Genomic DNA, 25,183 nt, shown 5'->3' with positions numbered 1-25,183 from the left:
TTCGACCTGCCGGAGCTTGGCGGGCGGCTCTCAGTCCGGCGTCGGACGACCCGACCGAGACGGCGGACGCCGGGCGAAAGGCGGCGCGTGTTCCGGCAGCGGACCGATTCCGACGAGCGTGGCGGGAATCGCCTGGAGGATCGGAATCCGGTTCAGCACGCGCAGCGGCAGGGGAAGCCGCCCGCTCCGGGGCTCCACCGGTGCCGTGTTCTCGAGGTCGATCCGGCGGAACAGCGCCCGGTGGACCAGCCGCTGCGCCGCCTGGATGATGACGGCCGGAATCCGGCGTCGCCTGCTGACCCTGGCGAGATCGCGGCTGTTCAGGGTGCTGCGCGAGAGCCCTGGCTCGATGATGCGGGCGGTGGCGACGGCGTCCTGGACGGCCAGGTTGATGCCGACTCCGCCGACGGGGGACATGGCGTGCGCCGCGTCGCCGATGCAGAGCAGGCCGGGCACATGCCAGCGCCGCAGCCGATCGAGGCGCACCAGCAGCGCCGAGACGTCGTCGAAGGAGGCGATCTCGGTCACCCGGTCGGCGAGCGTCGGCACCAGCCGTGCGATCCGGGTCTGGAACTTCTCGATGCCGCCCGCCCTCAGCCTGGCCTCGGTTCCCTTCGGAATGAGATAGCCGCACTGCGAGTACTCGCCCCTGTCGATCAAGACCAGGCCTTCACCAGGGCGGAACCGGGCCAGTAGGCCCGCCTGATCCGATTCTCGGCGGGACAGCCGGAACCACAGCACGTCCATCGGCACCCCGAACTCCCTCGGCCGTAGCCCGACGGAGTCGCGGACGGTGGACGATCGGCCGTCGCAGGCCACGACGAGGTCGGCGCGCAGTTCGCCTTCCCCCGACTCGTCCCGGTACCGGACGCCGCGCACGCGGCCGCCCGCCCGGATCACCCCGACGACCTCGGTGCGCATCCGCAGCTCGAAGGTCGGCTCCTCCTGGGCGGCGTCCTTCACGAGGTTGAGGAAGTCCCACTGGGGGACCAGGGCGATGTGCCCGTGTCGGCCGGGAATTCGTCGCAGATCACCGATCCTGGCCATTCCCTGGTCGACCAGCACCCGTGCCGCGTCGACCCTGCGCTGCGGCAGCTCGGCGAAGCGCTCTCCGAGGCCGAGTTCGTCCAGCAGGGTCAGGGTGGAGGGGTGCACGGTGTCACCACGGAAGTCACGGAGGAAGTCGCCGTGCTTCTCCAGCACCGTCACGGCGATCCCGGCCCTGGCCAGCAGCAGACCCAGCATCATGCCTGCCGGGCCGCCGCCGACCACGACGCAGGTGGCCTCGGTCCGGTGCCCGTCGGTGCTTGTCGTCGGCATCATCGCCTCCTATTTCAACGAGTGTTGAATAACATCAGGTTCCTCCCGGCCGGTGGTGCTGTCAACCCGGAACGGGATGGATAGGCTGATCGGGTTATGACTGAGCCTCAGACCAGCCCAGCGGCTGTCCGCGTCCGTTTCTGTCCGTCGCCGACCGGCACCCCGCATGTGGGCCTGATCCGGACCGCCCTGTTCAACTGGGCGTTCGCCAGGCACAACAAGGGCACCCTGGTGTTCCGCATCGAGGACACCGACGCGGCGCGGGACTCCGAGGAGTCCTATCTGGCTCTGCTGGACGCCATGCGCTGGCTGGGCCTGGACTGGGACGAGGGCCCCGAGGTCGGCGGCGAGTACGGCCCCTACCGGCAGAGCGAGCGACGCGAGCTGCACCTGGCCGTGGTCGAGAAGCTCCGCGCCGCAGGCGAGGTCTACGAGTCCTTCTCCACGCCGGAGGAGATCGAGGCGCGCCACCGCGCTGCGGGGCGTGACCCGAAGCTCGGCTACGACGGCGCGGACCGCGACCTCACGGAGGAGCGTCGCGCCGAACTGCGCGCCGAGGGCAGGCTGCCGGTGCTGCGACTGCGGATGCCCGACACCGACATCACCTTCGACGACCTCGTTCGCGGCGAGGTGACCTTCAAGGTGGGCTCCGTGCCGGACCCGGTGCTGGTCCGGGGTAACGGCGAGCCGCTCTACACGCTGGTCAACCCCGTCGACGACGCCATGATGAAGATCACTCACGTGCTGCGCGGCGAGGACCTGCTCTCCTCGACTCCCCGCCAGATCGCGCTGTACGAGGCGCTGCGGCGTATCGGGGTCGCCGAGCTGGTCCCGCAGTTCGGCCATCTGCCGCTGGTGCAGGGCGAGGGAAACCGCAAGCTCTCCAAGCGCGACCCGCAGTCGAACCTCTTCAACTACCGGGACCGGGGCTTCCTGCCGGAGGGGCTGCTCAACTACCTGGCCCTGCTCGGTTGGTCGATCGCCGAGGACCGCGACGTCTTCTCGCGAGAGGAGATGGTGGCGGCCTTCGACGTCCGGCAGGTCAGCTCCAACCCGGCGCGCTTCGACCTGAAGAAGGCAGAGGCGATCAACGCCACGCACCTGCGGGCCCTGCCCGTCGAGGACTTCGCTCGCCGAGTGGTCCCGTATCTGGTCGCGGGCGGGCTGCTGCCCTCGGAGCCGACGGCGGAACAGCTCGCGGTGCTCGGTGCCGCCGCACCGCTGGTGCAGGAGCGCCTGATCGTCCTCTCCGACGCCGTCGGCATGTTGCGGTTCCTGTTCGTGGCCGATGCGGACTTCGCCCCCGAGCCGGCGGACGCCGCCAAGGCGCTCGACGCGGCGGCCGTCCCGGTGCTGACCGAGGCGATCGCGGCCCTGGACGCGCTGAGCGACTGGACGACGGAGGCGATCGAGACCGCGCTCAAGACCGCGCTCGTCGACGGACTCGGCCTCAAGCCGAGGAAGGCGTTCGCGCCGGTTCGCGTCGCGGTGACCGGTCGGACCGTCTCGCCGCCGCTGTACGAGTCCATGGAGCTGCTGGGCAGGGAGCGCACCCTCGGCAGGCTGCGACAGGGCCTCGACCAGGCACAGTGAGGCTCACCCGGTCGTGACCACCTTGGTCACGACCGGTGTTCGTTCACGGCTTGTCACGAGCTGTATCGAGGAAGCTCCGGCGGGATCACCTTGTCAGCCGAGTTCATCGCGCCTCGTGCGCGCCTAACCTCACGGGGTGACATCAGCCCTAGCCTCGCCTTCTACACTGCCCAGCGGCAGCATTCGCGCCGTCTGCCTCGACATCGACGACACCCTGGTCGACTACGAGACCTCAGCCCGCTCGGGCCTCACGGCGCTCCTCGGCCATGACGACGCCTGGCCCGCGTGGCGCAGGACCACCGATCTCCACCATCTCCGCTATCACGCGGGGGAGGTCGACTTCGACACCATGCGCCGGGAGCGAACTAAGGAGTTCTTCGCCGGTCTCGGCGAAGAACTCGATGACGGCGAGGCTGCCGAACGGGAAGAACACCGGTTGTCGTGCATCAGCCGAACCTGGCGACTCTTCGACGACGCCTGGCCCTGTCTCGAGTGGCTGAAAGCGAGCGGTTTGCGACTCGCTGTGATTACCAATGCTGCCTCGCTCTATCAGCGAAGGAAACTGGCGGCCGTCGGTCTCATCGACACCTTCGATCACCTGGTGATATCCGAGGAACTCGGCATCGGCAAACCAGACCCCATGATCTTCCACACAGCGTGCGAGGCACTCGGCGTCGCGCCGAGCGAGACCATCCACGTCGGCGACCGGCTGGATCTCGACGCCTCGGGCGCGGTCGACGCCGGACTGCACGGAGTCTGGCTGGATCGCCGAGGCGAGGCGGACAGGGTGCCGGTGGGCGTCTCCGTCATCTCCAGCCTCACGGAGCTTCCTGACCTGGTCTTTCCTCGCCTGCCGAGCCCGCGTTGACCTCGCTGGGCGGCGCTGGCACGGGTCTTCGGGGAGCCGATTTCGCATCTGGGGGGATCGTGGTCTAATATCTGTCACCGGAACGGGGAGCGGGTCGCCGGAGACGGAGATCAGCCCGCCGGGACAGTGGGGTATGGTGTAATTGGCAGCACGGCAGATTCTGGCTCTGTTGGTCTAGGTTCGAGTCCTGGTACCCCAGCTGAAAGACGCAAACCGAGTGTGGTAAGGTCTTTCGCAGCAAGACAAGAGAATAACTAAGGCCCCGTCGTCTAGCGGCCTAGGACGCCGCCCTCTCAAGGCGGTAGCGCGGGTTCAAATCCCGTCGGGGCTACTTAGGGAAAATGGGACCGATTCGGCAGAAATTGCCGGATCGGTCCTTTTTCTTTGTCTTCTGGAACGGTGAGTCGAAAGGCCGGTGCTCTCGCCCTGGCGTTCGCGGCCGAATCGACGTCGTTCGGCGCGCGCCTGATCCCGAGACGGCGTCCGGTGAGCTCCGCACGGGAACTCGGTGCGGCCCCGGCGCGAGCGCAGCGCATCGGTACGAGGCCGGGAGCTCGTCGTGTGCGACCGGCGGGGCCGCTCGACTCTCCCGCTGACGCGGGCCGATGTTCCGGAACGGGAACTCCGACCGCGAATACGTCAGCAGGCCGCCCGGGCGACGGACGGCTCGACCGCGCGACGTCGACCCGTTCCGAGGCGCTCTGTGGTTCTCGGGCCTCGCAGCCGATCGTGCTCGGTGTCCTCGGGTGCGATACCTGTACCGGCCGCTCTGTGGCCGAGTGAGACGCGATGCGGGGTGGTCTCGCCCGGCCGAGGCGACGACTCCGGCGGGCAGGAGGCCCGGAAGGCGCCCGGCGGAGCCCTGCCTGCGGTCGGCACGGGCGTCGGCAGCGGTCTTCTCGGGCACCGGGGCGCGTCCACCGATGTCGGCCGCGTGCGGCGGAGAGCGGGGATGCCCGCCGCGCGGTCGCGAGGTCCGTGCGACGACGTGGCGGCTTCGATCAGCACCGGCAGCCCGCGACCGGTGATCATGATCACCTCGACGGGTCCACTCCATGGTGTCGCGAATCACCCGCCAGGCAGCCATGATCCCGTGCCGGGCACGCTCCGGCACGAACTGGCCGGTCGTCCCCGCTAGCCTGCGACGCGATCCGGGACACGGTCTTCGCTCGGACCTCGCCGCAGGCCCGGAACCGGGCTGCCGGACTCGCGTGAGGATCGCGGGTAACCCGGCGACCCGGTCGAAGCAGACTCCGTACAGTCTGTCTCTGGTCTCTCCGTCGTAGAGCGGGGATCAGCGTGGATGAGCTCCCAGGCGACCGGAGGGAGCCAGGACGGAGTCAGGGTGACCGACGACGACGCCGCGGATCGCCACGCCTGCCCGCGAACCAGGACAGCAGGGATCACAGACAGGTTCAGAGCCGAGACTGCAACGCCTCGGCGGCCGCGAGCAGATCGGAGGCCCACCGGGCGCCCGGCTTCCGCCCGATCCGGTCCACCGGTCCGGATACCGAGATCGCCGCGATCACCGCGCTCGCGCTGTCGCGCACCGGAGCGGAGACGCTGGCCACCCCCGGCTCGCGTTCGGCGACGCTCTGCGCCCAGCCTCTGCGCCGGACCTCCACGAGGGTGCGCTCGCCGTAGACGGCGTCGGTCAGGACCGCCCGCTGGGTGCCGGGATCGGCCCAGGCCGCCAGGACCTTCGCTCCGGAGCCCGCCGTCATCGACAGCCTGCTGCCGATGGGCACGGTGTCGCGCAGCCCGCTCGGCGGCTCGGCGGTCGCGATGCAGACTCGCTGCATCCCGTCGCGTCGGTAGAGCTGGACGCTCTCGCCGGTGATGTCCCGAAGTCTGGGCAGCACGGAGGACGAGGCCTCCAACAGCGGGTCGCTCGCGGTCCCCGCCAGTTCGCTCAGCGCCGCCCCGGGCCGCCAGCGCCCGTCGGCGCCCCTGCGCAGCAGTCGATGCACTTCGAGGCCGACCGCCAGCCGGTGGGCGGTCGCCCTGGGCAGTCCCGTTCGAGCGCAGAGTTCTGCGAGCCCGCAGGGGTCGTCCGCTACCGCGCTGAGGACGGCCACTGCCTTGTCCAGTACGCCGATGCCGCTATGCTGTCCCACGAACCGATACTAACTTCTCGCGATCTGGGATGTCCAGATGGTGGGACAGAGACCTCGATGGGGAGGAGCGATGGCTCGCACACTCGCGGAGAAGGTGTGGGACGCGCACGTCGTGCGGCAGGGCAGTGGTGACGAGCCGGACCTGCTCTACATCGACCTGCACCTCGTGCACGAGGTGACCAGCCCGCAGGCCTTCGACGGGCTCCGGCTCGCGAACCGGCCGGTCCGCAGGCCGGACCTGACGATCGCCACCGAGGATCACAACGTTCCGACCACGGACATCGACCTGCCGATCGCCGACCTCGTCTCGCGGACCCAGGTCGACACCCTGCGCCGCAACTGCGAGGAGTTCGGCGTCCGGCTGCACTCGATGGGCGACGACGAACAGGGCATCGTCCACGTGGTGGGCCCGCAGCTCGGCCTCACCCAGCCCGGCATGACGGTCGTGTGCGGCGACAGCCACACCTCGACGCACGGCGCCTTCGGCTCCATCGCGCTCGGCATCGGCACCTCGGAGGTCGAGCACGTCCTCGCCACCCAGACGCTGCCGCTGCGGCCGTTCAAGACGATGGCCGTCACCATCAACGGGACGCTGCGTCCCGGCGTCACCAGCAAGGACGTCATCCTCGCCGTGATCGCCAGGATCGGCACCGGCGGCGGACAGGGCTATGTCCTGGAGTACCGGGGCAGCGCGATCGAGGCGTTGTCGATGGAAGCCAGGATGACCGTCTGCAACATGTCCATCGAGGCGGGCGCGCGGGCGGGTCTCATCGCGCCGGACGAGACGACCTTCGCGTATCTCAAGGGCAGGCCTCACGCGCCGCAGGGCGCCGAGTGGGACGAGGCCCTCGAGTACTGGCGGACGCTGCGCACCGATGACGACGCCGAGTTCGACGCCGAGGTCGTCATCGACGCCGAGAGCCTCGCTCCGTTCGTCACCTGGGGCACCAATCCCGGCCAGGGGCTGCCGTTGTCCGCCTCGGTTCCCGATCCGGAGGCCATCGCCGACGAGAACGAACGGTTCGCCGCCGAGAAGGCCCTGGCCTACATGGGGCTGGAACCGGGCACCCCGCTGCGGGAGATCCCGGTGGACACCGTGTTCCTCGGCTCCTGCACCAACGGCAGGATCGAGGACCTGCGGGCCGCCGCCGAGGTCATCCGGGGCCGCACGGTCGCGGGCGGCGTACGGATGCTCGTGGTGCCCGGCTCGATGAAGGTCCGCAGCCAGGCTGAGTCGGAGGGGCTCCACGAGGTCTTCGCCACGGCGGGCGCGGAATGGCGCTCCGCGGGCTGCTCGATGTGTCTTGGCATGAACCCCGACCAGCTCAAACCCGGGGAGCGCAGCGCGTCGACGTCCAACCGGAACTTCGAGGGCAGGCAGGGGCGTGGCGGCCGGACGCACCTGGTCTCCCCGCTGGTCGCCGCCGCGACGGCGGTACGCGGCACGTTGTCCTCTCCCGAGGACCTGAACTGACGCGTCGCCAGGACTGCGACGCGGGCCGGGTCAGCACGGGCCGGACTCGCGCAGACGGCCGTCGCCCCGTGCGACGCCCGCGCACACCCGACGGCCACGCCGACCACCACGCACGATGAGGAACAGGATCTCCACGACATGCAGGCGTTCACCACGCACACCGGTGTCGGCGTCCCGCTGCGGCGTTCGAACGTCGACACCGACCAGATCATCCCGGCCGTCTACCTGAAGCGCGTCAGCCGGACCGGGTTCGGCGACGGACTCTTCGCGGCCTGGCGGTCCGACGAGCACTTCGTGCTGAACCAGGAGCCGTTCCGAGCGGGCAGCGTGCTCGTGGCGGGCCCGGACTTCGGCACCGGCTCGTCCAGGGAGCACGCCGTCTGGGCGTTGGGCGACTACGGCTTCCGCGTCGTCGTCTCCTCTCGCTTCGCCGACATCTTCCGGGGCAACGCAGGCAAACAGGGCCTGCTGGCCGCGCAGTGCGAACAGTCCGACGTCGAGCAGCTCTGGAAGCTGCTGGAGACCGAGCCGGGTACCGAGTTGACGGTCGACCTCCGAGAGAAGACGATCGTCGCCAAGGACCTGACGGTCCGCTTCCACGTGGACGACTACACGCGGTGGCGCCTCCTGGAGGGCCTGGACGACATCGCACTCACGTTGCGTCATGCCGATGACATCGACACTTTCGAGCGGGATCGTCCATCGCGGCTGCCCACGACCCTCCCCGCCCGACTCGGTTGATCTCGAATCGCCGGATTCCCTTATGAGCACAGGGAATCCGGCGTTCGGCGATCGGTCTCGTCCCGACCCTGGAATGGGGTCCTGGGCATCCTTCTCGGTCCTTTCTTGACCCAGGACATGGAAAGCCGCTCGTCGGACGCGTGGCGAAGGTCGGAAACCGGGCTTACGGTGACGCCAGAGCCGGCCGGAATGAGCAGGCTCCCCTCGCGCTACCAGGGCTGCGAGCGCACTGTTCGTCTCGGGAGGGACCGAAAGTGAACAAGGCCGAACTCGTCGACGCGCTTTCGCAGCGTCTCGGCGACAAGAAGACCGCAGGTGCTGCGGTCGACGAACTCGTCGACGTCATCGTCCGAAGCGTCAACAAGGGCGACAAGGTGAACATCTCGGGATTCGGAGTCTTCGAGAAGAGAGCCAGAGCCGCCCGTACCGCACGAAATCCCCGAACCGGGGAGGCCGTGAAGGTCAAGAAGACGACGGTGCCGGCCTTCCGGCCCGGAACGAACTTCAAAGAGGTCATCGACGGCAGCCGTAAGCTGCCCCGACTGCCCACCCAGCGATCGGCGAGCAGCACGGCCTCCCGGTCCGCCACGGAGTCCAAGCCGTCGTCGAGGGCGGGATCGGCCTCGAAGTCCACCTCGAAGTCGACGACCAGCCGGGCGAGCTCGGGCGGGACTCGTGCCGCCGGTACCCGGTCGACCAGCGGACGCAGCACGACCGGGACCAGCCGGACCCGGCCCTCGGCGAGCGGCAGCCGATCCTCGGCAGCCTCCTCGACCAGCCGAAGCACGTCCACCCGGTCGACCACGGGCCGGTCGACGGCACGAAGCACCACCAAGGCCGGTACAAGTCGGTCCTCCACCGCGAAGAGCACGCCCGCGCGCTCCTCGTCCAGTCGGACCAAGACCGCCACCACGGCTCGTCCGTCGAGCACCACCCGGAGCACCGCGCGCAAGACCACGGCCAAGCCGTCGAGTTCCTCATCGACGAGCACGCGGTCTGCCGGCACCGGACGCACCACCAGGAGCGCGTCGACCGCGAAGGCCTCCACGGGCCGGAGCGCCACTCGCGCAGGCACGAGCCGGTCGGCGGCCAAGCCGTCGAGCCGGTCGACGAGCAGCACTCGGAAGAAGTAGCGGGCGAGCGGTGGGTCGTGCGCGGCCCACCGCCCCTGCCTCCGCCCCGACCCGTCGCAGTGCGGTCAGGTAGGCCCGCACAGCGGTGGGTCTTCCCCGGCGCGGTCCATCGGTGAGGAGTTCGCCGCAGGCCGTCGCCGCCCTCTCTCCCCGGCGAGGCATCCGTTCCGATCGGGGACGGCCTGACCCGAGTCGGCCGATGCCCTGCTCGTGCGGCAGAGGCGCGGGTGCCGGGTCCGTCAGGACGGATACCGCGTCGATCGGCGGGTCCGATTCGTCTCCCCCGAGCAGGCCACCCATCCCGTGTCGCGAGCGACGCCCCGCAGGCCTCGCGGCTCGGCGCTCCTAACCGGTCTTCGGAGCCTTCTGGACCGCCTTCGCCTGCGGTCCCGCCGCCGCCGCGTCGAGTCCGGCAGTCACCAGTCCTCCGCGCTCGCCAGATACTCGCTGCCGAGCAGGACCGGGCGGGTCGGATGGAAGGACAGCACCCACAGACTGCCCTTCTTGCTCGGCGGGTCCTCGGTCGCCGCCTGCTCGCCCGCCTGGTCGGCGAACCACCGGACCAGGCCGGGGATCACGGCACCCTGACTGCACACCAGGGTCGTCGTGGAGTCGTCGAGCATCTCCGCGATTCGCCGCTGCGTCCGCCGAGGGTCGTCCGCGTAGGCCTCCTCACTCAGCACCGGCTCGTCGTGGACGGCCAGGCCCAGCGCCGCGGCAGTCTGCGACACCGTCTGCCTGCATCGAGTCCTCGGCGCCGAGTACACCCGGTCCGGGCCGAACAGCGGCAGCAACCCGTCCAGCGCGGCGGCCTGGCGTCTCCCCGACCGGCTCAGCGGCCGCAGCTCGTCCGGCTGGGACCACTTGGTGCGGCTGCCCGCCTTCGCGTGCCGGACGAGCAGGATCGTTCGGGAGTCGCCGTTCAGCTCGCCGAAACGACGCAGGATGACGCGGTCGTGGGGGTAGGTGAGTCGGTCGGCGGCCTCGGCAGGCGGGAACCAGCAGACCTGGTCGACCTCGTCGTCGGTCGCCCGGTCGACCGTGTCGGTCACCTGCCTGGCCGCGTAGTAGGTCACCGTCTTGCGCAGCGGGCCGTCCACGGCGGTGGCGGGCAGCGTGTAGCTCACCTCGCCGAGCAGCCGGTCCAGCACTGGTCGGATTCCCGTCTCCTCGGTGGTCTCGCGGACGGCCGTGGCGTGCCGGGTCTCGCCCGGCTCCGCCTTGCCCTTGGGCAGCGACCAGTCGTCGTATCGGGGTCGGTGCACCAGCGCCACCTCGCGCTCCGCCGCAGGCCCGCCGCCTGCGCGCCACAGGACCACGCCTGCGGCTCTGACGTGCTTCGTGGTCCTGACGTCCTCGTCTGTCGCAGCAGCCATCGTGCCCCCACCCCGATCCGAGTCGGCGAATGCCCGTCGAGACCGCTTTCAGTCCTTGGCCCCGTGCGTGCGCAGCAGCTCCGTCTGATGGTCGCGGACCTCGTCGCCGAGCCGGGGGGACGGCGACCACACGCCGTCCTGCCCCAGCACCCAGCAGCGGGTGGCGGGGTCGAGCGCCGAACGGAACATCGCGTCGAGCTCGGCCACCAGCACAGGATCGGTGACCCGAACCTGGACCTCGATCCGCCGGTCCAGATTGCGGTGCATCATGTCCGCGCTGCCGATCCAGTGCTCCTCGGCGCCCACGAAGTGGAAGATGCGCGAGTGCTCCAGGAAGCGGCCGAGAATGGAGCGGACGCGGATGTTCTCGGACACTCCCGGCATGCCGGGCTTGAGCGCGCAGATGCCCCTGACCACAATCTCCACCGGCACCCCGACGCGCGAAGCGCGGTACAAGGCGTCGATGACCTGTTCGTCGACCAGCGAGTTCACCTTGAATCGGATGCCTGCCGACTCGCCGCGCAGGGCCCGATCGATCTCACCCTCGATGCGCTCCACGATTCCCCGTCGGATGCCGTACGGCGCGACCAGGATGCTGCGATAAGTGTTCTGCCTGGCGTATCCGGTCAGGACGTTGAAGAGGTCGGTGAGGTCGGCCCCGATGGACGGCTCGGCGGTGAACAGGCCGATGTCCTCGTAGATCCTGGCTGTCTTGGGGTGGTAGTTGCCGGTGCCGATGTGGCAGTACCGGCGGATCGTCGAGCCTTCCTGCCGGACCACCAGTGCCGTCTTGCAGTGCGTCTTGAGCCCGACCAGTCCGTAGACGACGTGGACGCCTGCCCGCTCCAGCGCCCGCGCCCACTTGATGTTGGCCTGCTCGTCGAACCGCGCCTTCACCTCGACCAACGCCACGACCTGCTTGCCCGCCTCGGCCGCGTCGATCAGCGCGTCCACGATCGGCGAGTCGCCCGAGGTGCGGTACAACGTCTGCTTGATGGCCAGGACCTTCGGGTCCGCCGCCGCCTGTTCCACGAACCGCTGCACGCTCGTCGAGAACGAGTCGTAGGGGTGGTGGACCAGGATGTCGCCGTCCCGCAGCGTGGCGAAGACACTCTTGGGAGTCTCGCCCTCGCCGAAGGCGGGATGTGTCGCAGGAACGAACGGCGCCGCCTTGAGCTGCGGCCGGTCCACCGCGTAGAGCTGCCACAGACAGGACAGGTCGAGCAGGCCCGGCAGCTCCACGACATCGCCGGGATCGACGTCCATCTCCCGCAGCAGCAGTTCGAGCATGTGCTCGCTCATGGTGTCGGCGACCTCGAGCCGGACGGGGGGACCGAACCTGCGCCGGGCCAGCTCCCGTTCCATCGCCTGGAGCAGGTCCTCGTCCCGGTCCTCCTCGACCTCCAGGTCCGCGTTGCGCGTCACCCGGAAGACGTGATGCTCGATCACCTCCATGCCTGCGAAGAGGTTGTCGAGGTGTGCGGCGATCAGCTCTTCCAGCGGCAGGAAGGCGACCGTGTCCGACGAGCGGTTCTTGGTCGCCGTGTCCGACGAACGACCCTGAGGCACCGGCACCAGCCGAGGCACGTTGTCCGGCACCTTCACCCGCGCGAAGCGGGGCGTGCCGCCCTGCGGGTCGCGCACGGTGACCGCGAGATTCAGCGAGAGGCCGGAGATGTAGGGGAACGGGTGGGCCGGGTCGACGGCGAGTGGGGTGAGCACGGGGAAGACCTGCTCCGTGAAGTACTCCGACAGTCGACTCCGGTCGTCGGACGTCAGATCGTCCCAGGTCAGGACGAGCACGGCGGCCTTCTCCAAGGCGGGTCGGACGTCCTCGAGGAAGGCCTTCGCGTGCTGTTCGGCCAGTTCCTGGGTGCGCAGTGCGATCCTGGCGAGCTGTTCCCTCGGGGAGAGCCCGTCGGCGCTGCGCACGGACAGCCCCGTCTCGTCTCGACGCTTCAGTCCCGCCACCCGGACCATGTAGAACTCGTCCAGATTGGAGGCGAAGATCGAGAGGAACTTGGTGCGCTCCAACAGCGGCTGCGACGAGTCCTCGGCGAGCGCGAGCACTCTGGCGTTGAAGTCCAGCCAGGACAGCTCCCGATTGAGATAGCGGTTCTCGGGCAGATCGTCGACCGTCGGAGCCGCCGCGGTGGCGGCGGGCGGCGCCTGCGGATAGCCGCGAAGCCCCTCGGGGAGCGGGACGCTCGCCGAGGCCGTCGCCGACGGCCTGCCACGCCGCGCAGGCCTCGGGTTGCGTTGACGAGACTGCCGTTCGCCGCTCGATGGGGTGCTCACAACACCCCATTGTCGCCCAGATCCGGTTCGTTCGGTGTGTCCTCACGCACCAACAAGAGGTGAAGAACGGCCCATTGCGCCCCGTCCGAATGATGTCCTGCCTGCGGCGGTCGTCGGCCCGTGCCAGGCCGACGACCGTCGGATGGGACCGGGGTCAGTCGAACGGGTGGGAACGTCGTCGTCAGCAGGCGTGGCGGTCCCGGTGGCAGCGCGCGGCCAGCACCGCCCTGGTGTGCTCGCCGAGTCCCAGCCTCGCCGCCTCGCGAAGATCGTCCTCGGTGTCGACGTCGCAGCGCAGCGTCGGACGTCGGCCCGCCAGCGGCGCCGCACCCGACCCGGCATGCCGGGCGGCCGAGCCCACGCCGAACTCGGGGCGCAGCGGCGAACCGGACGCCGCGATCAGCATCGTCGTGCCGGTGCCCTGCCGGTCGGCGCAGAAGGCGCGTCCCGCTCCCGCCTCGACCAGTGCCTCGGCCAGGTCGTCGGAGCGCAGCGCGGGCAGATCGGCCTGTAGCGCGCCGACTCGCACCGAGGAATCGGCCGCGAGCAGCTGCTCGCTGCCGTGTCGGAGTGCGGTGTTCAGCCCGCCCTCCGGCGGCTCCGCGAGCACCGTGTGCCCCTCGGCGAGCACGGCAGCCGAGACCACCAGGTCCGAGGTCACCGCGATGACCCTGCGCACCCCGTCAGCGCCTCGCGCCGCCGACATGGTGTCCAAGAGCAACGCCACCACCAACTGTGCGTGCCTGGCTCGGTCTCCGACGCCGCCGTCAGCCGCCCCGAGGAGTCGGGACTTCGCCGAGTGAAGCATCTTGACCGGGACCAGCAGGTCTACTCCGGTGCCCACACCCCCATCCTGCTCGATCCCGCCGCGAGGCGGGCGGCCGGACCCGCCTGCGGACCCCGATGTGGGCCCTGACGAGGACTCGGTAAGACTCTGAGAGCCTGTTTTGGTCCCCCTGGAGTCGTGAGCGGGGATCAGCGTGGATGAGCTGCAAGGCGGAGGAAGGAGACATAACGGAGTTATGTTGACTGACGACAACGCCGCAGATCGCCGCGCTGGCCCCGCGCAACTCCGAAAGTGGGGATCAAAAACAGGCTCTAAGCCGATTCCGATCCCCGTCACACCAGCCAGGAGGACTGCGGTGACCAGCCCAGACGCAGAACGGACCGGTGTGGCGCGACGCCGGGAGAAGGGCGGCATCTGGGTCTCCTTCGCCGCGTCGGTGTTCCACCCCTTCAGCCGGATGGCCGGCCGCCGCAGCCTCGAGGGCCGCGAGCGGATTCCCGCCACCGGCGGGGCGCTGCTGGTCTTCAACCACATCTCCGAGATCGACCCCGTCTACGACGCCGCCCTCGTGCACAGCAGCAGGCGCGTGCCGCGTTTCATGGCCAAGCACAGCCTCTGGAAGGTGCCCGTCGTCGGCACGCTGATGCGCAGCACCGGCCAGATTCCGGTCTACCGGGGCAGCGGCGAGGCACAGCGCAGTCTCGACGCCGCACTGGCCGCCCTGCACGAGGGGAAGATCGTCGTCATCTACCCGGAGGGCACGGTCACCAGAGATCCGGAGCTGTGGCCGATGCACTCCAGGACCGGGGTGGCCAGGCTGGCGCTGGAAGGCGGCGTCCCCGTCATCCCGGCGGTGAACTGGGGAACGCAGCACATCTTCGACTACACGAAGCGCAGATTCCGCCCCATCGGCCGGAAGCCGGTGCGGGTGCGGGTCGGCGAGCCGTTGGACCTCACCGCGTTTCAGGACCGTCCGCGCGACACCGCACTGTTGCGCGAGGTGACCGAGACGGTGATGGGCTCGGTCCGCGATCTCCTCGCGGAGGTCAGACAGGAGACGGCGCCCTCGACCTTCTTTCTGCATCGCGGCCGGGTCCGTCCCGAGCACGGCGACCTCGACCGTCCGGAGTCTTGAGTCTTTCGGCGAGTCTCCGCCGAGACCCGCCCCAGCCCGCCGGGTCGATCGGCGGGTTCGAACAGTTCGGCGCTGATGCGAGGAGTGGTGTTCGGTGGAGTCGATCCGACGGGTGGCAGTACTGGGCTCCGGTTCCTGGGGCACCGCGTTTGCCAAGGTCATCGCGGACGCCGGCCGCGACGTGGTGCTGTGGTCGCGCAGGCAGACGGTCGCCGAGGAGATCACCCGGCTGCACCGTAACTCCGACTACCTCCCCGACGTGACCCTGCCGATGAACCTGACCGCCACCAGCGACGCCGCCGCAGCGCTGGCCGACGCCGACGCGGTCGTGCTGGCGGTGCCGAGTCAGACGCTGCGCACCAATCTGGCGGCGTGGCGCCCGCTCCTGCCGGCCGGAGCGACGCTGGTCAGTACGGCGAAGGGCGTGGAACTGGGCAGTCTGAAGCGGATGAGCGAGGTCATCGCCGAGGTGGCGGAGGTCCCCGCCGATCAGGTGGCCGTCGTGTCCGGCCCGAACCTGGCCAAGGAGGTCGGCGCCGAACAGCCCACCGCCACGGTCATCGCCTGCACCGACGAGCGGCGGGCCGAGGCTCTGCAACACGCCTGTTCCACCCGCTACTTCCGGCCCTACACCAACGTCGACGTGATCGGCTGCGAACTGGGCGGAGCGTGCAAGAACGTCATCGGACTCGCCTGCGGCATGGCCGACGGACTCGGCTTCGGCGACAACACCACGGCCACCCTGATCACCAGGGGACTCGCCGAGACCGCACGGCTCGGTGCCGCGCTCGGCGCCGACCCGCTGACCTTCGCGGGCCTGGCGGGCCTCGGCGACCTGGTTGCCACCTGCTCCTCGCCGCTGTCCCGCAATCGCACCTTCGGGGCCAGGATCGGGCGGGGCGACAGCATCGCCGAGGCGCAGGCGGCGGCGAACGGGCAGGTGGCGGAGGGCGTGAAATCCTGTGCCTCGATCCGGGAACTGGGCGCCAGACACGGCGTGGAGATGCCGATCACCGACAGCGTCTACCGGGTCTGTCACGAGGCGCTGTCGCCCAGGGTGATGGCGGCCGAGCTGCTCGGCAGGGCCAGGAAGGCGGAGTGGTCATGAGTCTCGATCCCGACTGGGGCGACGGGACCCGCTGCGTGCACGCGGGGGAGACCGCGCCGTCGAAGGGCTCCCCGCTGACTCCTGGACCGGTGCTCGCCGCGCCGTTCCATCTGGCGGACGCCCGGCCCGATACGGATGCGGGCCTGGCCGAGGAGGCCGACTTCTACGGGCGTGCAGGCAACCCGACCTGGCGACGGCTGGAGTCGGCGATCGGCGAACTCGACGGCGGCGAGTGCGTGCTGTTCCCCTCGGGGATGGCGGCGATCTCGGCACTCCTGCGAGACGCCTCGGGGCGAGGGGCCCTGGTGCTGCCCTCGGACGGCTACTACGCGACCAGGGCCTTCGCGGAGTCGGAGCTGGTGCCGCGCGGCGTCACGGTGCGAGCGGTGCCCACCGCCGGGCCGTGGGACGACGACGTGTTCGACGGTGCGGCGCTCGTGCTGCTGGAGACCCCGTCTAATCCGGGCCTGGACGTCTGCGACATCGCCGAACTGAGCGCCCGTGCCCACACGGCGGGCGCGGTGGTAGCGGTGGACAACACCACGGCCAGCCCGCTGGGGCAGCGGCCGCTCGCCCTCGGGGCGGACGTCGTCGTCGCCAGCGATGCCAAGGCGCTCAGCGGGCACAGCGATCTGCTGCTCGGCCACGTCTCGACGGCGGATGCGGCGCTGGCCCGCAGGCTGCGCGAGGCCCGCACGCTGGGCGGTGCGATCCCCGGTCCGTTCGAGGCGTGGCTGGCCTATCGGAGCCTGAGCACCTTGGATCTGCGGCTGGCCAGGCAGGCCGAGAACGCCGCCGCGCTGACAGCGGCGCTGCGGGACCATCCGGCGGTGCGGGGGCTGCGCTGGCCCGGTTCGGCGGGCGACGCCGCCCACGAGACGGCCCGGCGTCAGATGCGTCGCTTCGGCGGCGTGCTGTCCTTCGAGCTGGCCGACGAGGCGACCTTCTCCCGGTTCGTGGCGGCGAGCAGGCTCGTCGTGGAGGCGACCAGCTTCGGCGGGGTGCACTCGACCGTGGACCGCCGGGCTCGCTGGGGCGATCCGGTCGCGCCGGGCTTCGTGCGGTTCTCCTCGGGTTGTGAGGACGCCGCCGATCTGGTGGCCGACGTGCTGGCCGCCCTGGACTCCTGCGTGCGGTGACGGTCCTTCCCGCTGGTCGCTCCGGCGTGGGGCTGCTGTGGTCCGGTGTTCCTCGGGGCTTCGGAGGGCGGCGGGTTCGTCGGTTGTGGGGACGCGGGCCAGGGAAGTGAACGCGGGGCGGGGCCGTGGTCGCCCGGCCGTCCGGTGTCCGGTGTCTCCGCTCGGCGTACTCGGGCTGCCCGGTCGGCCCGGCTCCCGGCGTATCCGGTGTCCCAGGCGGGCGGAGTGAGACAGGGCAGCCGTCGAGTCCTCCTCGGTCGACTGGAGCCGCAGGGCGACCGGTGGTGGCGGCGGGCCGGACGCGGTCGCTGTGCTAGGTGAACCATCCGGTGACCACGTTTCGTCACCGAAGACCACCTGGTCGGGTGGCATCGGGTCTCAAGGGCCGGTCGGCGGTTGACGGGTCGCGTTCGGGAGCCATACGGTCGAGGCATGTCCGCGCATTCTGATCACGCCGCGAGGGGTTCCATCCTCCGTTCGGTCGTGCGCGCGCACTGTTGTCTGTGGTGAGCGTCCCCTTCTGACCTGCCGCGCTCGGCGTTCGGCCACGATCACCGTGCTGCCTCGCGCGGTCCGCCGCACCCACCCCATCCGAGGATCGATCATGTTCGCCGTGCCTCCGAACACCATCGCCGCACCGTCGACGCAGCACGCCTTGACGCATCCCGTGCGCGTCGCGATGGCGACCGCCGCCGAACGTGAGCAGTGGGCTCCGCTGCTGCGTTACGACCCGGACCAGCGGTGGTCCGGCCTGTTGTCCCGTACCGAGCATCACGAGGTCTGGCTGCTGAGCTGGCTGCCCGGCCAGCGCACCCGGCTGCATGATCACGGCGGCGCCGTCGGGGCGTTCACGGTGGTCAACGGGGTGCTGACCGAGCGGGTGGCCAGGCAGGACAGCCGAGGCGGCCGCATCGAGGTCGTCCAGCCGCTGGCGGCGGGCTCCTCCCGCGTCTTCGGGCCGGACTACGTGCACGAGGTCGTCAACGAGGGCCCGGACCCGGCGGTCAGCGTGCACGTCTACCGCCGGGAACGGCGTGAGATGAACGAGTACGAGTTCGACGCGACCGAGGGCCTGCGCCACACCGGGCGACGCCGCTGGTAGGCCGTTCGGTCTGTCGCCGCCCGCGCTGCTTGTCGAGCCGGTGGCGTCGCCGACCTCGATCCCGGAGAAGCCGGCGTTCCACCCGCCATGCGGGGCGTGGTGAATCGGGTGCCGGGCGGGTCAGCGCCCGCTGACTCGCTCGGGGATCGGCGTCCCGGCAGGCAGTAGTGGACACGGTTCGGGGTGGCCCCAGGTCTGGTTCAACGGCAGCACCCCGGCCCAGTGCTCGTCGGCCGCCACGTCCTCCTCGTCGTCGCCGGGCGGCCCGGTGCGCACCTTGACCGACGCTTCGCCGAGGTCCAGGGCGAGCACCAGCGTCGCCGCCATCTCCCGCTCGGTCGGCAGCCGAGCGCCGCCGTCCCAGGAACCCGGGGCCAGCTGTTCGGTCACCACGCGCAGCGCGTGACGCCGGTCCGCGTCGTCGAGCACCGGCACGGCCACGCCCTGAATCACGGCCGACCGGTAGTTCGCCGAATGGTGGAAGACCGATCGCGCGTACACGATGCCGTCGAGATGTGTCACCGTCACGCAGGCGGGCGCCCCACCCGCGAGGCTCCGCAGACTCGCCGCGCCGGTCGAGCCGTGCAGGTAGAGGGTGTCGCCGTCGCGGCCGTAGCAGGTGGGCAGCACGAGCGGTCCGGAGTCGGTGGTCAGGCCGAGGTGGCAGATCAGGCCCGCATCGAGGATCTCGTGCAGCTCTGCTCGCGCCGTCCTGGCGCGCACCCTGCCTCGTCGTATGGTGCTGCGGTCGGTGGGGGACAACGGTGCCTCCGGCTGTGCCTGTGCCGGTTGTGCCACATCGGTCATGTGCTCAGCGTGCCGCCATCAGTGGCATTAGATAAGTGCCAATCGTCGGTGATTCTGAAGGGCCACTTGATGAACGCCTCCCGACCTCGCGGCGGGCCGATCAGCGAGATCCCGATCGAGTTGGACCGGTCGGCGGCGATCCCGCTGGCCGTGCAGCTCGCCGACGCGCTGCGCGCCTCGGCCGCCTCCGGCGTGCTGCGGGCGGGCGACCGGCTGCCGTCCACGCGCGGCCTGGCCGGGTATCTCCAGGTCAGCAGGACCGTGACTGCGGCGGCGTACGAACAGCTGCATGCCGAGGGCTGGATCGTGGGTCGGCACGGTTCCGGGACCTTCGTGACCACCAGCCCGCCCGGTGCGGTCCGGCCCGCCGAGCCCGCGCCGCGACCTCGGACCGGTGACCGCCGCCTGCTGGACCTCACACCGGGTGCCCCGTGGGTGCACGGGCTGGACCGGGCGGCCTGGCGGCGGGCCTGGCGGGTGGCCGCCGACGCACCGCCGTTGATCCGACCGCAGCGGGCGGGACTGCCGGAGTACCGGACGGTGATCGTCGAGCATCTGCTGCGGCACCGAGGGCTCGCGGTCGTCGACCGCCCCGACGACCCCGGTCCGTCGCCCGCCGATGCGGTGCTGGCGACGGCGGGCACCACCGCCGCCGTGGCGGAACTGGCCTCCTCGGTGCTGCGACCGGGGGACCGGGTCGCGGTGGAGGACCCCGGCTATCAGCGGGCGGTCGGCGCACTCCGTGCGGGCGGCATCGAGGTGCTCCCCGCGCCGGTGGACGCCGACGGGCTCCTCGTGGACGAGATCCCGACGGGCATCCAGGCCGTCTACTGCTCGCCCGCTCACCAGTACCCCCTGGGCGGCAGGCTGCCTGCCGAGCGGCGGGTGGCGCTGGTCCGGCGGGCGCGCGAGCAGGACTTTCTGATCATCGAGGACGACTACGACGGCGAGCTGCGGTTCGACGTGGCGCCGCTGCCGCTGTTGGTGGTTCTCGGCCCCGACGTCGTAGTGCACCTCGGTACCACCAGCAAGATCCTCACCCCGACCCTCGGCGCAGGCTGGATGGTCGCTCCCGGCCGGGTGCTCGGTGCCGTCCAGGAGTACCGCGACCTGGCCGGCGCGGGACCGCCCGCCGCCGGCCAGCGGGTCTTCGTCGAACTGGCGCGGCACGGCGACCTCGGCAGGCATCTGCGCCGAATGCGACGGGAGCTCGCGGCCCGGCGGCTTCGGCTGGTGCAGGCACTCGGTGACCAGGGCATCGAGGTGCTCGGCGACGAGGCGGGTGCGCACGTGGTGATTCCGCTGGCCTCGGCGGCGGCGGAACGGCGGGTGGCGGCGAAGGCGGAGGCGGCGGGACTGCTGATCGACGGGCTGGCCCGGCATTACCAGGGCACGCCGAGGCTCTTCGGGGTGCCGCTGGGCTATGCCGCCTGCTCGCCTGCGGAGTTCGATGCGGCGCTGCCCGAGATCGTCGACTTGTTCGCGGGGGAGGCGAGGCGGCCTGCCGGGTCGGATGCCGGGTGAGCAGAGCGAGTCTGACCGGAACGGGTGACTGCTCGTCGTTCAGGTGGGTGGCCGCGCACGCAGCGTTCGAGACGGTCGCCGATTCGGGCGGCCTGCCTGCCCGGCTTCTCGCCGTCGGACGCGACGGTTCAGCGCGCGAAGGCAACCGGAATGTCCGCTACTGCGCCGAATTCGTCACATCGAGTGTGTTGGGACAGCGGAAACCCGGGGACGCCCGCCGCTGCGCCGATCGAGGGAGTAACTCTGCCGGTAGGGTCACGCAGCATGACGGAACGGAGAACGCGAGTGGCGGTTGTCTTCGGCGGGCGGAGCTCGGAACACGCCATCTCGTGCTCGTCTGCCGCCAGCGTGCTGGCCCACCTCGACCCGCAGCGGTACGAGGTCGTGCCGGTGGGCATCAGCCAGGAGGGCCGTTGGGTCGTCGGTACTTCCGACGTCCGCGAGCTGGAGATCCGCGACCGTGTTCTGCCCGCCGTGGACTCCTCGGCGGCGGCACTGGTGCTGCCCGCCGACCCGACGAGCAACAACCTGGTCTCACTGGAGCCGGGGCAGGCAGGCGAGGCGCTGAGCGGTGTCGACGTCGTGTTCCCCGTGCTGCACGGCGCCTACGGCGAGGACGGCACGATCCAAGGCCTGCTGGAGATGGCGGGCCTGCCCTATGTGGGGCCCGGCGTGCTGGCCAGCGCCACCGCGATGGACAAGGAATTCGCCAAGAAGCTGCTCGGTGCCGCCGGTCTGGGCGTGGGCCGTTACGAGGTGCTGCGTCGGGGGCAGGAGACGTTGAGTGCGGTGCAGCGGGAGACGCTGGGCCTGCCCGTCTTCGTCAAGCCCGCGCGGGCAGGCTCCTCGATCGGCATCAGCAAGGTGACCGACTGGGCGCAGCTGCCCGCCGCGATCGACCTCGCGCGACAGACGGACCCGAAGGTCATCATCGAGAGCGCGGTGGTCGGCCGCGAGATCGAGTGCGGCGTGCTGGAGTTCCCCGACGGGCGCGTCGAGGCCTCGCTGCCCTCGGAGATCCGGGTGGTCGACGGCTCGGTCGACTGGTACGACTTCGACGCCAAGTACCTGGACGAGTTCTGCGAGATCGACATCCCCGCGAAGCTCGACGACGACGTCACCGAGCAGCTGCGCGCCCAGGCGATCACCGCCTTCGAGGCGCTGGACTGCCAGGGACTGGCGCGAGTGGACTTCTTCGTCACCGAGTCCGGCGAGCTGATCGTCAACGAGGTCAACACGATGCCCGGTTTCACCCCGATCTCGATGTACCCGAAGATGTGGGCGGTGACCGGCACGGACTACCCGTCTCTGCTCGACACTCTCGTCCAGACGGCGCTGGCCAGGGGCACCGGGCTGCGCTGAGCGTCGACCGTGGACGGGACCTGTATCGCGTGGTGGTAGGCGGGCTTCACGGCTGAAGACCATGCAGGTCGGGATGTCGGCCCCGCGCACGCGGGGATGGCTCCGTGCCGACGTGTCCGTGGTCGAAGTCCTCGACGTCGGCCCCGCATACGTGGTCTGGCCCTGACGGGGGCTGAGGTAGAACAGGCATCGACAGGCGGCTGCGGAATGACTCCTTCGCCTTCCGCAGCCGCCGCACTCTCCGACGCCGACGCCCCTGCGCCTCAGCCTGCCCGCCTGCGTACGAACCAGAGCGTGCCGCCGATGCAGAGCGCGGTCAGCCCGAGCAGGATGCCCGCCTCGATGGCCTGGAAGGGCCAGTATCGCTCGGCGGGGTGATAACTGGCGATCTCGTGCAGGCCGTCGGGCAGGGACCATGGTTCGTCATCTGGATTGTCGATGTTGTGCTCACGGAATCGTTGCCAGCCCTCCTGATCGGGGACCCGGTTTCCGGCGTCGTCTTCGAAATGGCCGCCGAGATAGAGCAGCGACGGGTCGACGCCGGTCGAGGAATAGCCGTTCGGGGTTGCCTCGTAGTTGGCGTAGTCCGCCATGGGCATCGTCTCGGGTGTGGCGTAGGTCCGAAACGCGATCGGGGCGGCGAGGACGAGTCCGTATCCGACGGCGAGGCAGGCGACCATGCCGATCGCCCGTCGCTTCGTCGCGGCCCCGACCAGCATGCCGAGAGCCGTCAGGAACAGCGCGGTCGCGGGCAGCACCAGCAGTCCGTTGTCGAAGTTCTGCCACTGCACCGAGCTGTTGTACTGGGCGGACCAGAATCCGAGGGCGGACGCGATCAACAGCGAGATCAGCGCGACCGCGCCGAACATGACGGTGACCGTGCTCACGAACCAGTGTTCCCGCTTCCGCTCCTGGGACCAGAGAAAGCGGTGGTGCCCGTTGTTGATCTCCCTGGTCAGTAGCGGTGCTCCCGCCAGCAGCGCGACGACGGGCGGGAGCAGCAGGAGTGATCTGTCCAGGTTCAGTGCCAGGCCGCCGAGTACGCCTAACTGCCAGCCTTGGTCTGAGAAACAATACTGAGCCTCGTAGCCCCCGTCGAGGCACTGGGTGAACGCTGTATCAGCCGCTCTGAGTAGCAGGCCTGCGCCGAAGAACACGGCGGACAGGAGCCCTCCCAGGACGAATAACGAGATCAGTGAGACGCGATTTCGCCGCCATACGAGCCAGAGCATCGTCGGTCACTCCGTTCCTTCGCCGTCGACGACGAGAGATGAGAATGGATCGTCTGATACCGGGATCGCGCCCGGATTGATCGAAGTCTTGTCCCCGAGTCCGGGAGAATCTCTGGAACCCCGGCAGGGCCGGACTCAGGAGTCTCCAAACCGAGAAGCCTGCGTTCTCACCCGCGGCGGCGCACCAGTTGCCACGCTCCGAAGAGACACAGCGCCGTCAGCGCGAACAGGATGCCCGCCTCGATGAGATTCAGCAGCCAGATCCGTTCCTCCGGGTGGTAGGACACCCAGATCCGGATGCCCGCCTCGGCGTAATAGGGATCGAGATCCTGTTCGCCCGCCGGAGCGTGTTGGGCGGCGAGGTCGGCTGCGTGTATCCAGGAGATCTCGGTGCCTGCCGGGTCCGTCGGCCAGATTCTGACCTGTGAACCCGCGCCGCCGGGCACGGTGTTCGCCTCGGCGACGACCGGGGGCAGATACCACGGTCGCAGCAGCGCGTTCGCGAACAGGATCAGGTAGGAGCCGATGACCGTCACCGCGATCGCGGGCGAGGTCCTGCGTAGCCATGCGCCGGTGAACAGGCCGGTCGCGGCCAGGAAGAGGGTCGCCATCGGGAGCCCGAGGGGATTCACGGACATGCCCCCGTACGGGGAGAGGCCGACCTCTTCGCGCACCGGACCGAGCCAGAACTGGATGCCGAGTTGCAGGATCACGCACCACGCGAGTGTCGGAAGCAACACCGCAGCCGCCTGGGCGAGGAACCACCGGTCTCGGCTGACACCCTGGGTGAGCCCCCAGCGAGCGGTGCCGCTCTGGTACTCGCCCGCGAACGCGGGGATGGCAAGGAACACGCTGGTCAGAATCGGTAGGAAGGTGACGAGCGTGAAGGCGTAGTGCGTGGTGCGCAGGTAGACCGCCGCCGGGTCGTCGGGGCTCAGTCCGCAGTTCCACTGGGGCCAGTCCTGTTCCGTGCACCGGCCGAGCAACTCGGCCGGGAACACGGCACGGGTCACCAGCCCGGCCACGAAGAACGCCGCACCCAGCCCGAGGATGAGCGCGGTCAGGATCACCAGCGCGACGCGGTGTCGTCGCCACAGCAGCCAGATCACGCGTCGATCCCGCCCTGCGTCGTCGACGGCAGACCGTTGCGGAGATAGCCGAGGACCAGCTCCTCCAGATCCGGTTGCGTCGCAGCCCAGCCCGATCCGGCGCCGTCCGTCCCCGATCGGACCAGCAGCGTGCTCTGCCTGCCCGCGTCCGAGCGGTCGATCACCGGATACGCGGCGGTGAGCTGCTCGACCTCGTCGGCGGCGCAGGTGATCATGCTGTGCTCGCTGAGCAGCGCGTCGACCGAGCCCGCCAGGCACAGCCTGCCTGCGGTCAGCACCGCGAGGTGGTCGCACACCCGCTCCAGTTCGGAGACGACATGCGAGGAGATGACGACGGTGGTCTTGCGGTCGGCGACCTCCTCCATCAACAGGCCCATGAACTCCCGGCGGGCCAGCGGGTCCATCGATGCCACCGGCTCGTCGAGCACGAGCAGGTCGGGCTTGGCCGCCAGGGCGATGGTGAGCGCCACCTGCGCCTGTTGACCGCCCGACAGCGATCCGATCCGGGCACGCGGCTTCAGTCGCAGCGCGGCGATCCGCGACTGCGCCCAGTCCTCGTCCCAGCGGCTGTTGAGCACTCGACCGGCCCGCAGCATCTCGGCGACGGTGAAACCCCGGTACAGCGGGTGGTCCTGAGCGAGGTAGCCCACCCGTTCCCGCAGCTCGGCATGCCCGGCGGGCAGGCCGAACAGGGTCAGCTCACCCTCGGTAGGCGCCAGGAGATCGACGAGCAGGTTCATCAGCGTGGTCTTGCCTGCGCCGTTCGGCCCGACCAGGCCGAGCACGCTGCCAGCGGGCACGGTCAGATCGAGATCGCGCAGCGCCCATTCGGTGCGGAACCGCTTTCCCAGTCCCGATGTCTCGATGACAGTGGTCATGCGTCCTCTCCTGCTTCGGCGGTGTTCTGGTGAGCACCGCGTCGAAGAATCCGGTCATGTCGTCGGCTGGCCGAGTCGTT

Annotated in this window: 20 protein-coding genes and 2 tRNA genes; 13 read left to right on the top strand and 9 right to left on the bottom strand. The window is 70.0% G+C overall.

Features of this window, described 5'->3' with window-relative positions; genetic code table 11:
• Positions 1-30 precede the first annotated feature (30 nt).
• Positions 31-1,323 (bottom strand): FAD-dependent oxidoreductase, encoded by a 1,293-nt coding sequence (locus UA74_RS26075; protein ID WP_232237461.1) that lies wholly within the window; start codon positions 1,321-1,323, stop codon positions 31-33.
• A gap of 93 nt (positions 1,324-1,416) precedes the next feature.
• Between UA74_RS26075 and gltX the strand changes: the two genes are divergently transcribed.
• The 4 genes from gltX (at position 1,417) to UA74_RS26055 (ending at position 4,112) form a co-directional block, all read left to right on the top strand.
• Positions 1,417-2,913, top strand: coding sequence for a glutamate--tRNA ligase (gltX, locus tag UA74_RS26070; protein WP_075742587.1), 1,497 nt, complete (start codon positions 1,417-1,419; stop codon positions 2,911-2,913).
• A gap of 136 nt (positions 2,914-3,049) precedes the next feature.
• Complete coding sequence (locus UA74_RS26065) at positions 3,050-3,781, top strand: HAD family hydrolase (protein ID WP_075742586.1); 732 nt, start codon at positions 3,050-3,052, stop codon at positions 3,779-3,781.
• Positions 3,782-3,908: 127 nt separating this feature from the next.
• Positions 3,909-3,980 (top strand) — tRNA-Gln (locus UA74_RS26060).
• Between the two features lie 59 nt (positions 3,981-4,039).
• Positions 4,040-4,112, top strand: a tRNA-Glu gene (locus UA74_RS26055).
• 1,084 nt (positions 4,113-5,196) lie between these two features.
• Here UA74_RS26055 and UA74_RS26045 read toward each other — a convergent pair.
• Complete coding sequence (locus tag UA74_RS26045) at positions 5,197-5,898, bottom strand: IclR family transcriptional regulator (RefSeq protein ID WP_075742584.1); 702 nt, start codon at positions 5,896-5,898, stop codon at positions 5,197-5,199.
• 70 nt (positions 5,899-5,968) lie between these two features.
• Here UA74_RS26045 and leuC point away from each other — a divergent pair, with 70 nt between their 5' ends.
• The 3 genes from leuC to UA74_RS34140 all read left to right on the top strand — a co-directional run bounded on the left by leuC (position 5,969) and on the right by UA74_RS34140 (position 9,246).
• Positions 5,969-7,372: a 3-isopropylmalate dehydratase large subunit gene (gene leuC / locus UA74_RS26040; protein WP_075742583.1), complete on the top strand. Its 1,404-nt coding sequence runs from the start codon at positions 5,969-5,971 to the stop codon at positions 7,370-7,372.
• Between the two features lie 138 nt (positions 7,373-7,510).
• On the top strand, positions 7,511-8,113 hold the full coding sequence (leuD, locus tag UA74_RS26035; protein ID WP_075742582.1) for a 3-isopropylmalate dehydratase small subunit: 603 nt from the start codon (positions 7,511-7,513) through the stop codon (positions 8,111-8,113).
• A gap of 140 nt (positions 8,114-8,253) precedes the next feature.
• Positions 8,254-9,246: an HU family DNA-binding protein gene (locus UA74_RS34140; RefSeq protein ID WP_318533269.1), complete on the top strand. Its 993-nt coding sequence runs from the start codon at positions 8,254-8,256 to the stop codon at positions 9,244-9,246.
• 416 nt (positions 9,247-9,662) lie between these two features.
• Here UA74_RS34140 and UA74_RS26025 read toward each other — a convergent pair whose 3' ends face one another.
• The 3 genes from UA74_RS26025 to cofC form a co-directional block, all read right to left on the bottom strand.
• Entirely contained in the window at positions 9,663-10,622 is a 960-nt protein-coding gene (locus UA74_RS26025) for an NUDIX hydrolase (RefSeq protein ID WP_075742580.1), read from the bottom strand.
• A 48-nt stretch (positions 10,623-10,670) separates the two neighbouring features.
• Positions 10,671-12,920 (bottom strand): RNA degradosome polyphosphate kinase, encoded by a 2,250-nt coding sequence (locus tag UA74_RS26020; RefSeq protein ID WP_075742579.1) that lies wholly within the window; start codon positions 12,918-12,920, stop codon positions 10,671-10,673.
• A gap of 181 nt (positions 12,921-13,101) precedes the next feature.
• A complete protein-coding gene (cofC, locus tag UA74_RS26015) occupies positions 13,102-13,764 on the bottom strand; it encodes a 2-phospho-L-lactate guanylyltransferase (protein WP_075742578.1) in 663 nt (220 codons plus the stop codon).
• 298 nt (positions 13,765-14,062) lie between these two features.
• Between cofC and UA74_RS26010 the strand changes: the two genes are divergently transcribed.
• The 4 genes from UA74_RS26010 (at position 14,063) to UA74_RS25995 (ending at position 18,191) form a co-directional block, all read left to right on the top strand.
• Positions 14,063-14,842, top strand: a complete 780-nt coding sequence (locus tag UA74_RS26010; protein WP_232237460.1) for a lysophospholipid acyltransferase family protein — start codon at positions 14,063-14,065, stop codon at positions 14,840-14,842.
• A 94-nt stretch (positions 14,843-14,936) separates the two neighbouring features.
• On the top strand, positions 14,937-15,950 hold the full coding sequence (locus UA74_RS26005; protein ID WP_404799952.1) for an NAD(P)H-dependent glycerol-3-phosphate dehydrogenase: 1,014 nt from the start codon (positions 14,937-14,939) through the stop codon (positions 15,948-15,950).
• Positions 15,947-17,089, top strand: a complete 1,143-nt coding sequence (locus UA74_RS26000; protein WP_075742576.1) for a cystathionine gamma-lyase — start codon at positions 15,947-15,949, stop codon at positions 17,087-17,089. Before UA74_RS26005 ends, UA74_RS26000 begins: the two co-directional genes overlap by 4 nt.
• A 604-nt stretch (positions 17,090-17,693) precedes the next feature.
• Positions 17,694-18,191 carry a cysteine dioxygenase gene (locus tag UA74_RS25995; protein ID WP_075744244.1) on the top strand — a complete coding sequence of 166 codons (498 nt, stop codon included), beginning with the start codon at positions 17,694-17,696 and terminating at the stop codon, positions 18,189-18,191.
• Positions 18,192-18,311: 120 nt separating this feature from the next.
• Here the strand turns inward: UA74_RS25995 and UA74_RS33830 are convergent, their stop codons facing one another.
• Positions 18,312-18,998, bottom strand: coding sequence for a pyridoxamine 5'-phosphate oxidase family protein (locus UA74_RS33830; protein ID WP_075742575.1), 687 nt, complete (start codon positions 18,996-18,998; stop codon positions 18,312-18,314).
• A gap of 69 nt (positions 18,999-19,067) precedes the next feature.
• Here UA74_RS33830 and UA74_RS25985 point away from each other — a divergent pair, with 69 nt between their 5' ends.
• Both UA74_RS25985 and UA74_RS25980 read left to right on the top strand, forming a co-directional pair.
• A complete protein-coding gene (locus UA74_RS25985) occupies positions 19,068-20,522 on the top strand; it encodes an aminotransferase-like domain-containing protein (RefSeq protein ID WP_075744243.1) in 1,455 nt (484 codons plus the stop codon).
• Between the two features lie 264 nt (positions 20,523-20,786).
• A complete protein-coding gene (locus tag UA74_RS25980) occupies positions 20,787-21,884 on the top strand; it encodes a D-alanine--D-alanine ligase family protein (RefSeq protein ID WP_075742574.1) in 1,098 nt (365 codons plus the stop codon).
• Positions 21,885-22,147: 263 nt separating this feature from the next.
• Here UA74_RS25980 and UA74_RS25975 read toward each other — a convergent pair whose 3' ends face one another.
• The 3 genes from UA74_RS25975 to UA74_RS25965 form a co-directional block, all read right to left on the bottom strand.
• Entirely contained in the window at positions 22,148-23,116 is a 969-nt protein-coding gene (locus tag UA74_RS25975) for a hypothetical protein (RefSeq protein WP_075742573.1), read from the bottom strand.
• Between the two features lie 167 nt (positions 23,117-23,283).
• Positions 23,284-24,225, bottom strand: coding sequence for an ABC transporter permease (locus UA74_RS25970; RefSeq protein ID WP_075742572.1), 942 nt, complete (start codon positions 24,223-24,225; stop codon positions 23,284-23,286).
• On the bottom strand, positions 24,222-25,103 hold the full coding sequence (locus UA74_RS25965; protein ID WP_075742571.1) for an ABC transporter ATP-binding protein: 882 nt from the start codon (positions 25,101-25,103) through the stop codon (positions 24,222-24,224). The genes UA74_RS25970 and UA74_RS25965 overlap by 4 nt, the downstream gene beginning before the upstream one ends.
• Positions 25,104-25,183: the final 80 nt, after the last annotated feature.

It is taken from the genome of Actinoalloteichus fjordicus, from assembly GCF_001941625.1.
Classification (GTDB): Bacteria; Actinomycetota; Actinomycetes; order Mycobacteriales; family Pseudonocardiaceae; genus Actinoalloteichus_A; species Actinoalloteichus_A fjordicus.
This window is presented reverse-complemented; position numbering and strand designations above follow the sequence as displayed.

What these genes read in the sequence shown, in the direction of transcription:
- UA74_RS26075 (WP_232237461.1), bottom strand. Translation starts at nt 1,323, where the DNA reads ATGATGCCGACGACAAGCACCGACGGGCACCGGACCGAGGCCACCTGC.
- gltX (WP_075742587.1), top strand. Translation starts at nt 1,417, where the DNA reads ATGACTGAGCCTCAGACCAGCCCAGCGGCTGTCCGCGTCCGTTTCTGT.
- leuC (WP_075742583.1), top strand. Translation starts at nt 5,969, where the DNA reads ATGGCTCGCACACTCGCGGAGAAGGTGTGGGACGCGCACGTCGTGCGG.
- leuD (WP_075742582.1), top strand. Translation starts at nt 7,511, where the DNA reads ATGCAGGCGTTCACCACGCACACCGGTGTCGGCGTCCCGCTGCGGCGT.
- UA74_RS26025 (WP_075742580.1), bottom strand. Translation starts at nt 10,622, where the DNA reads ATGGCTGCTGCGACAGACGAGGACGTCAGGACCACGAAGCACGTCAGA.
- UA74_RS26000 (WP_075742576.1), top strand. Translation starts at nt 15,947, where the DNA reads ATGAGTCTCGATCCCGACTGGGGCGACGGGACCCGCTGCGTGCACGCG.
- UA74_RS25995 (WP_075744244.1), top strand. Translation starts at nt 17,694, where the DNA reads ATGTTCGCCGTGCCTCCGAACACCATCGCCGCACCGTCGACGCAGCAC.
- UA74_RS33830 (WP_075742575.1), bottom strand. Translation starts at nt 18,998, where the DNA reads ATGACCGATGTGGCACAACCGGCACAGGCACAGCCGGAGGCACCGTTG.
- UA74_RS25985 (WP_075744243.1), top strand. Translation starts at nt 19,068, where the DNA reads ATGAACGCCTCCCGACCTCGCGGCGGGCCGATCAGCGAGATCCCGATC.
- UA74_RS25980 (WP_075742574.1), top strand. Translation starts at nt 20,787, where the DNA reads ATGACGGAACGGAGAACGCGAGTGGCGGTTGTCTTCGGCGGGCGGAGC.
- UA74_RS25975 (WP_075742573.1), bottom strand. Translation starts at nt 23,116, where the DNA reads ATGCTCTGGCTCGTATGGCGGCGAAATCGCGTCTCACTGATCTCGTTA.
- UA74_RS25965 (WP_075742571.1), bottom strand. Translation starts at nt 25,103, where the DNA reads ATGACCACTGTCATCGAGACATCGGGACTGGGAAAGCGGTTCCGCACC.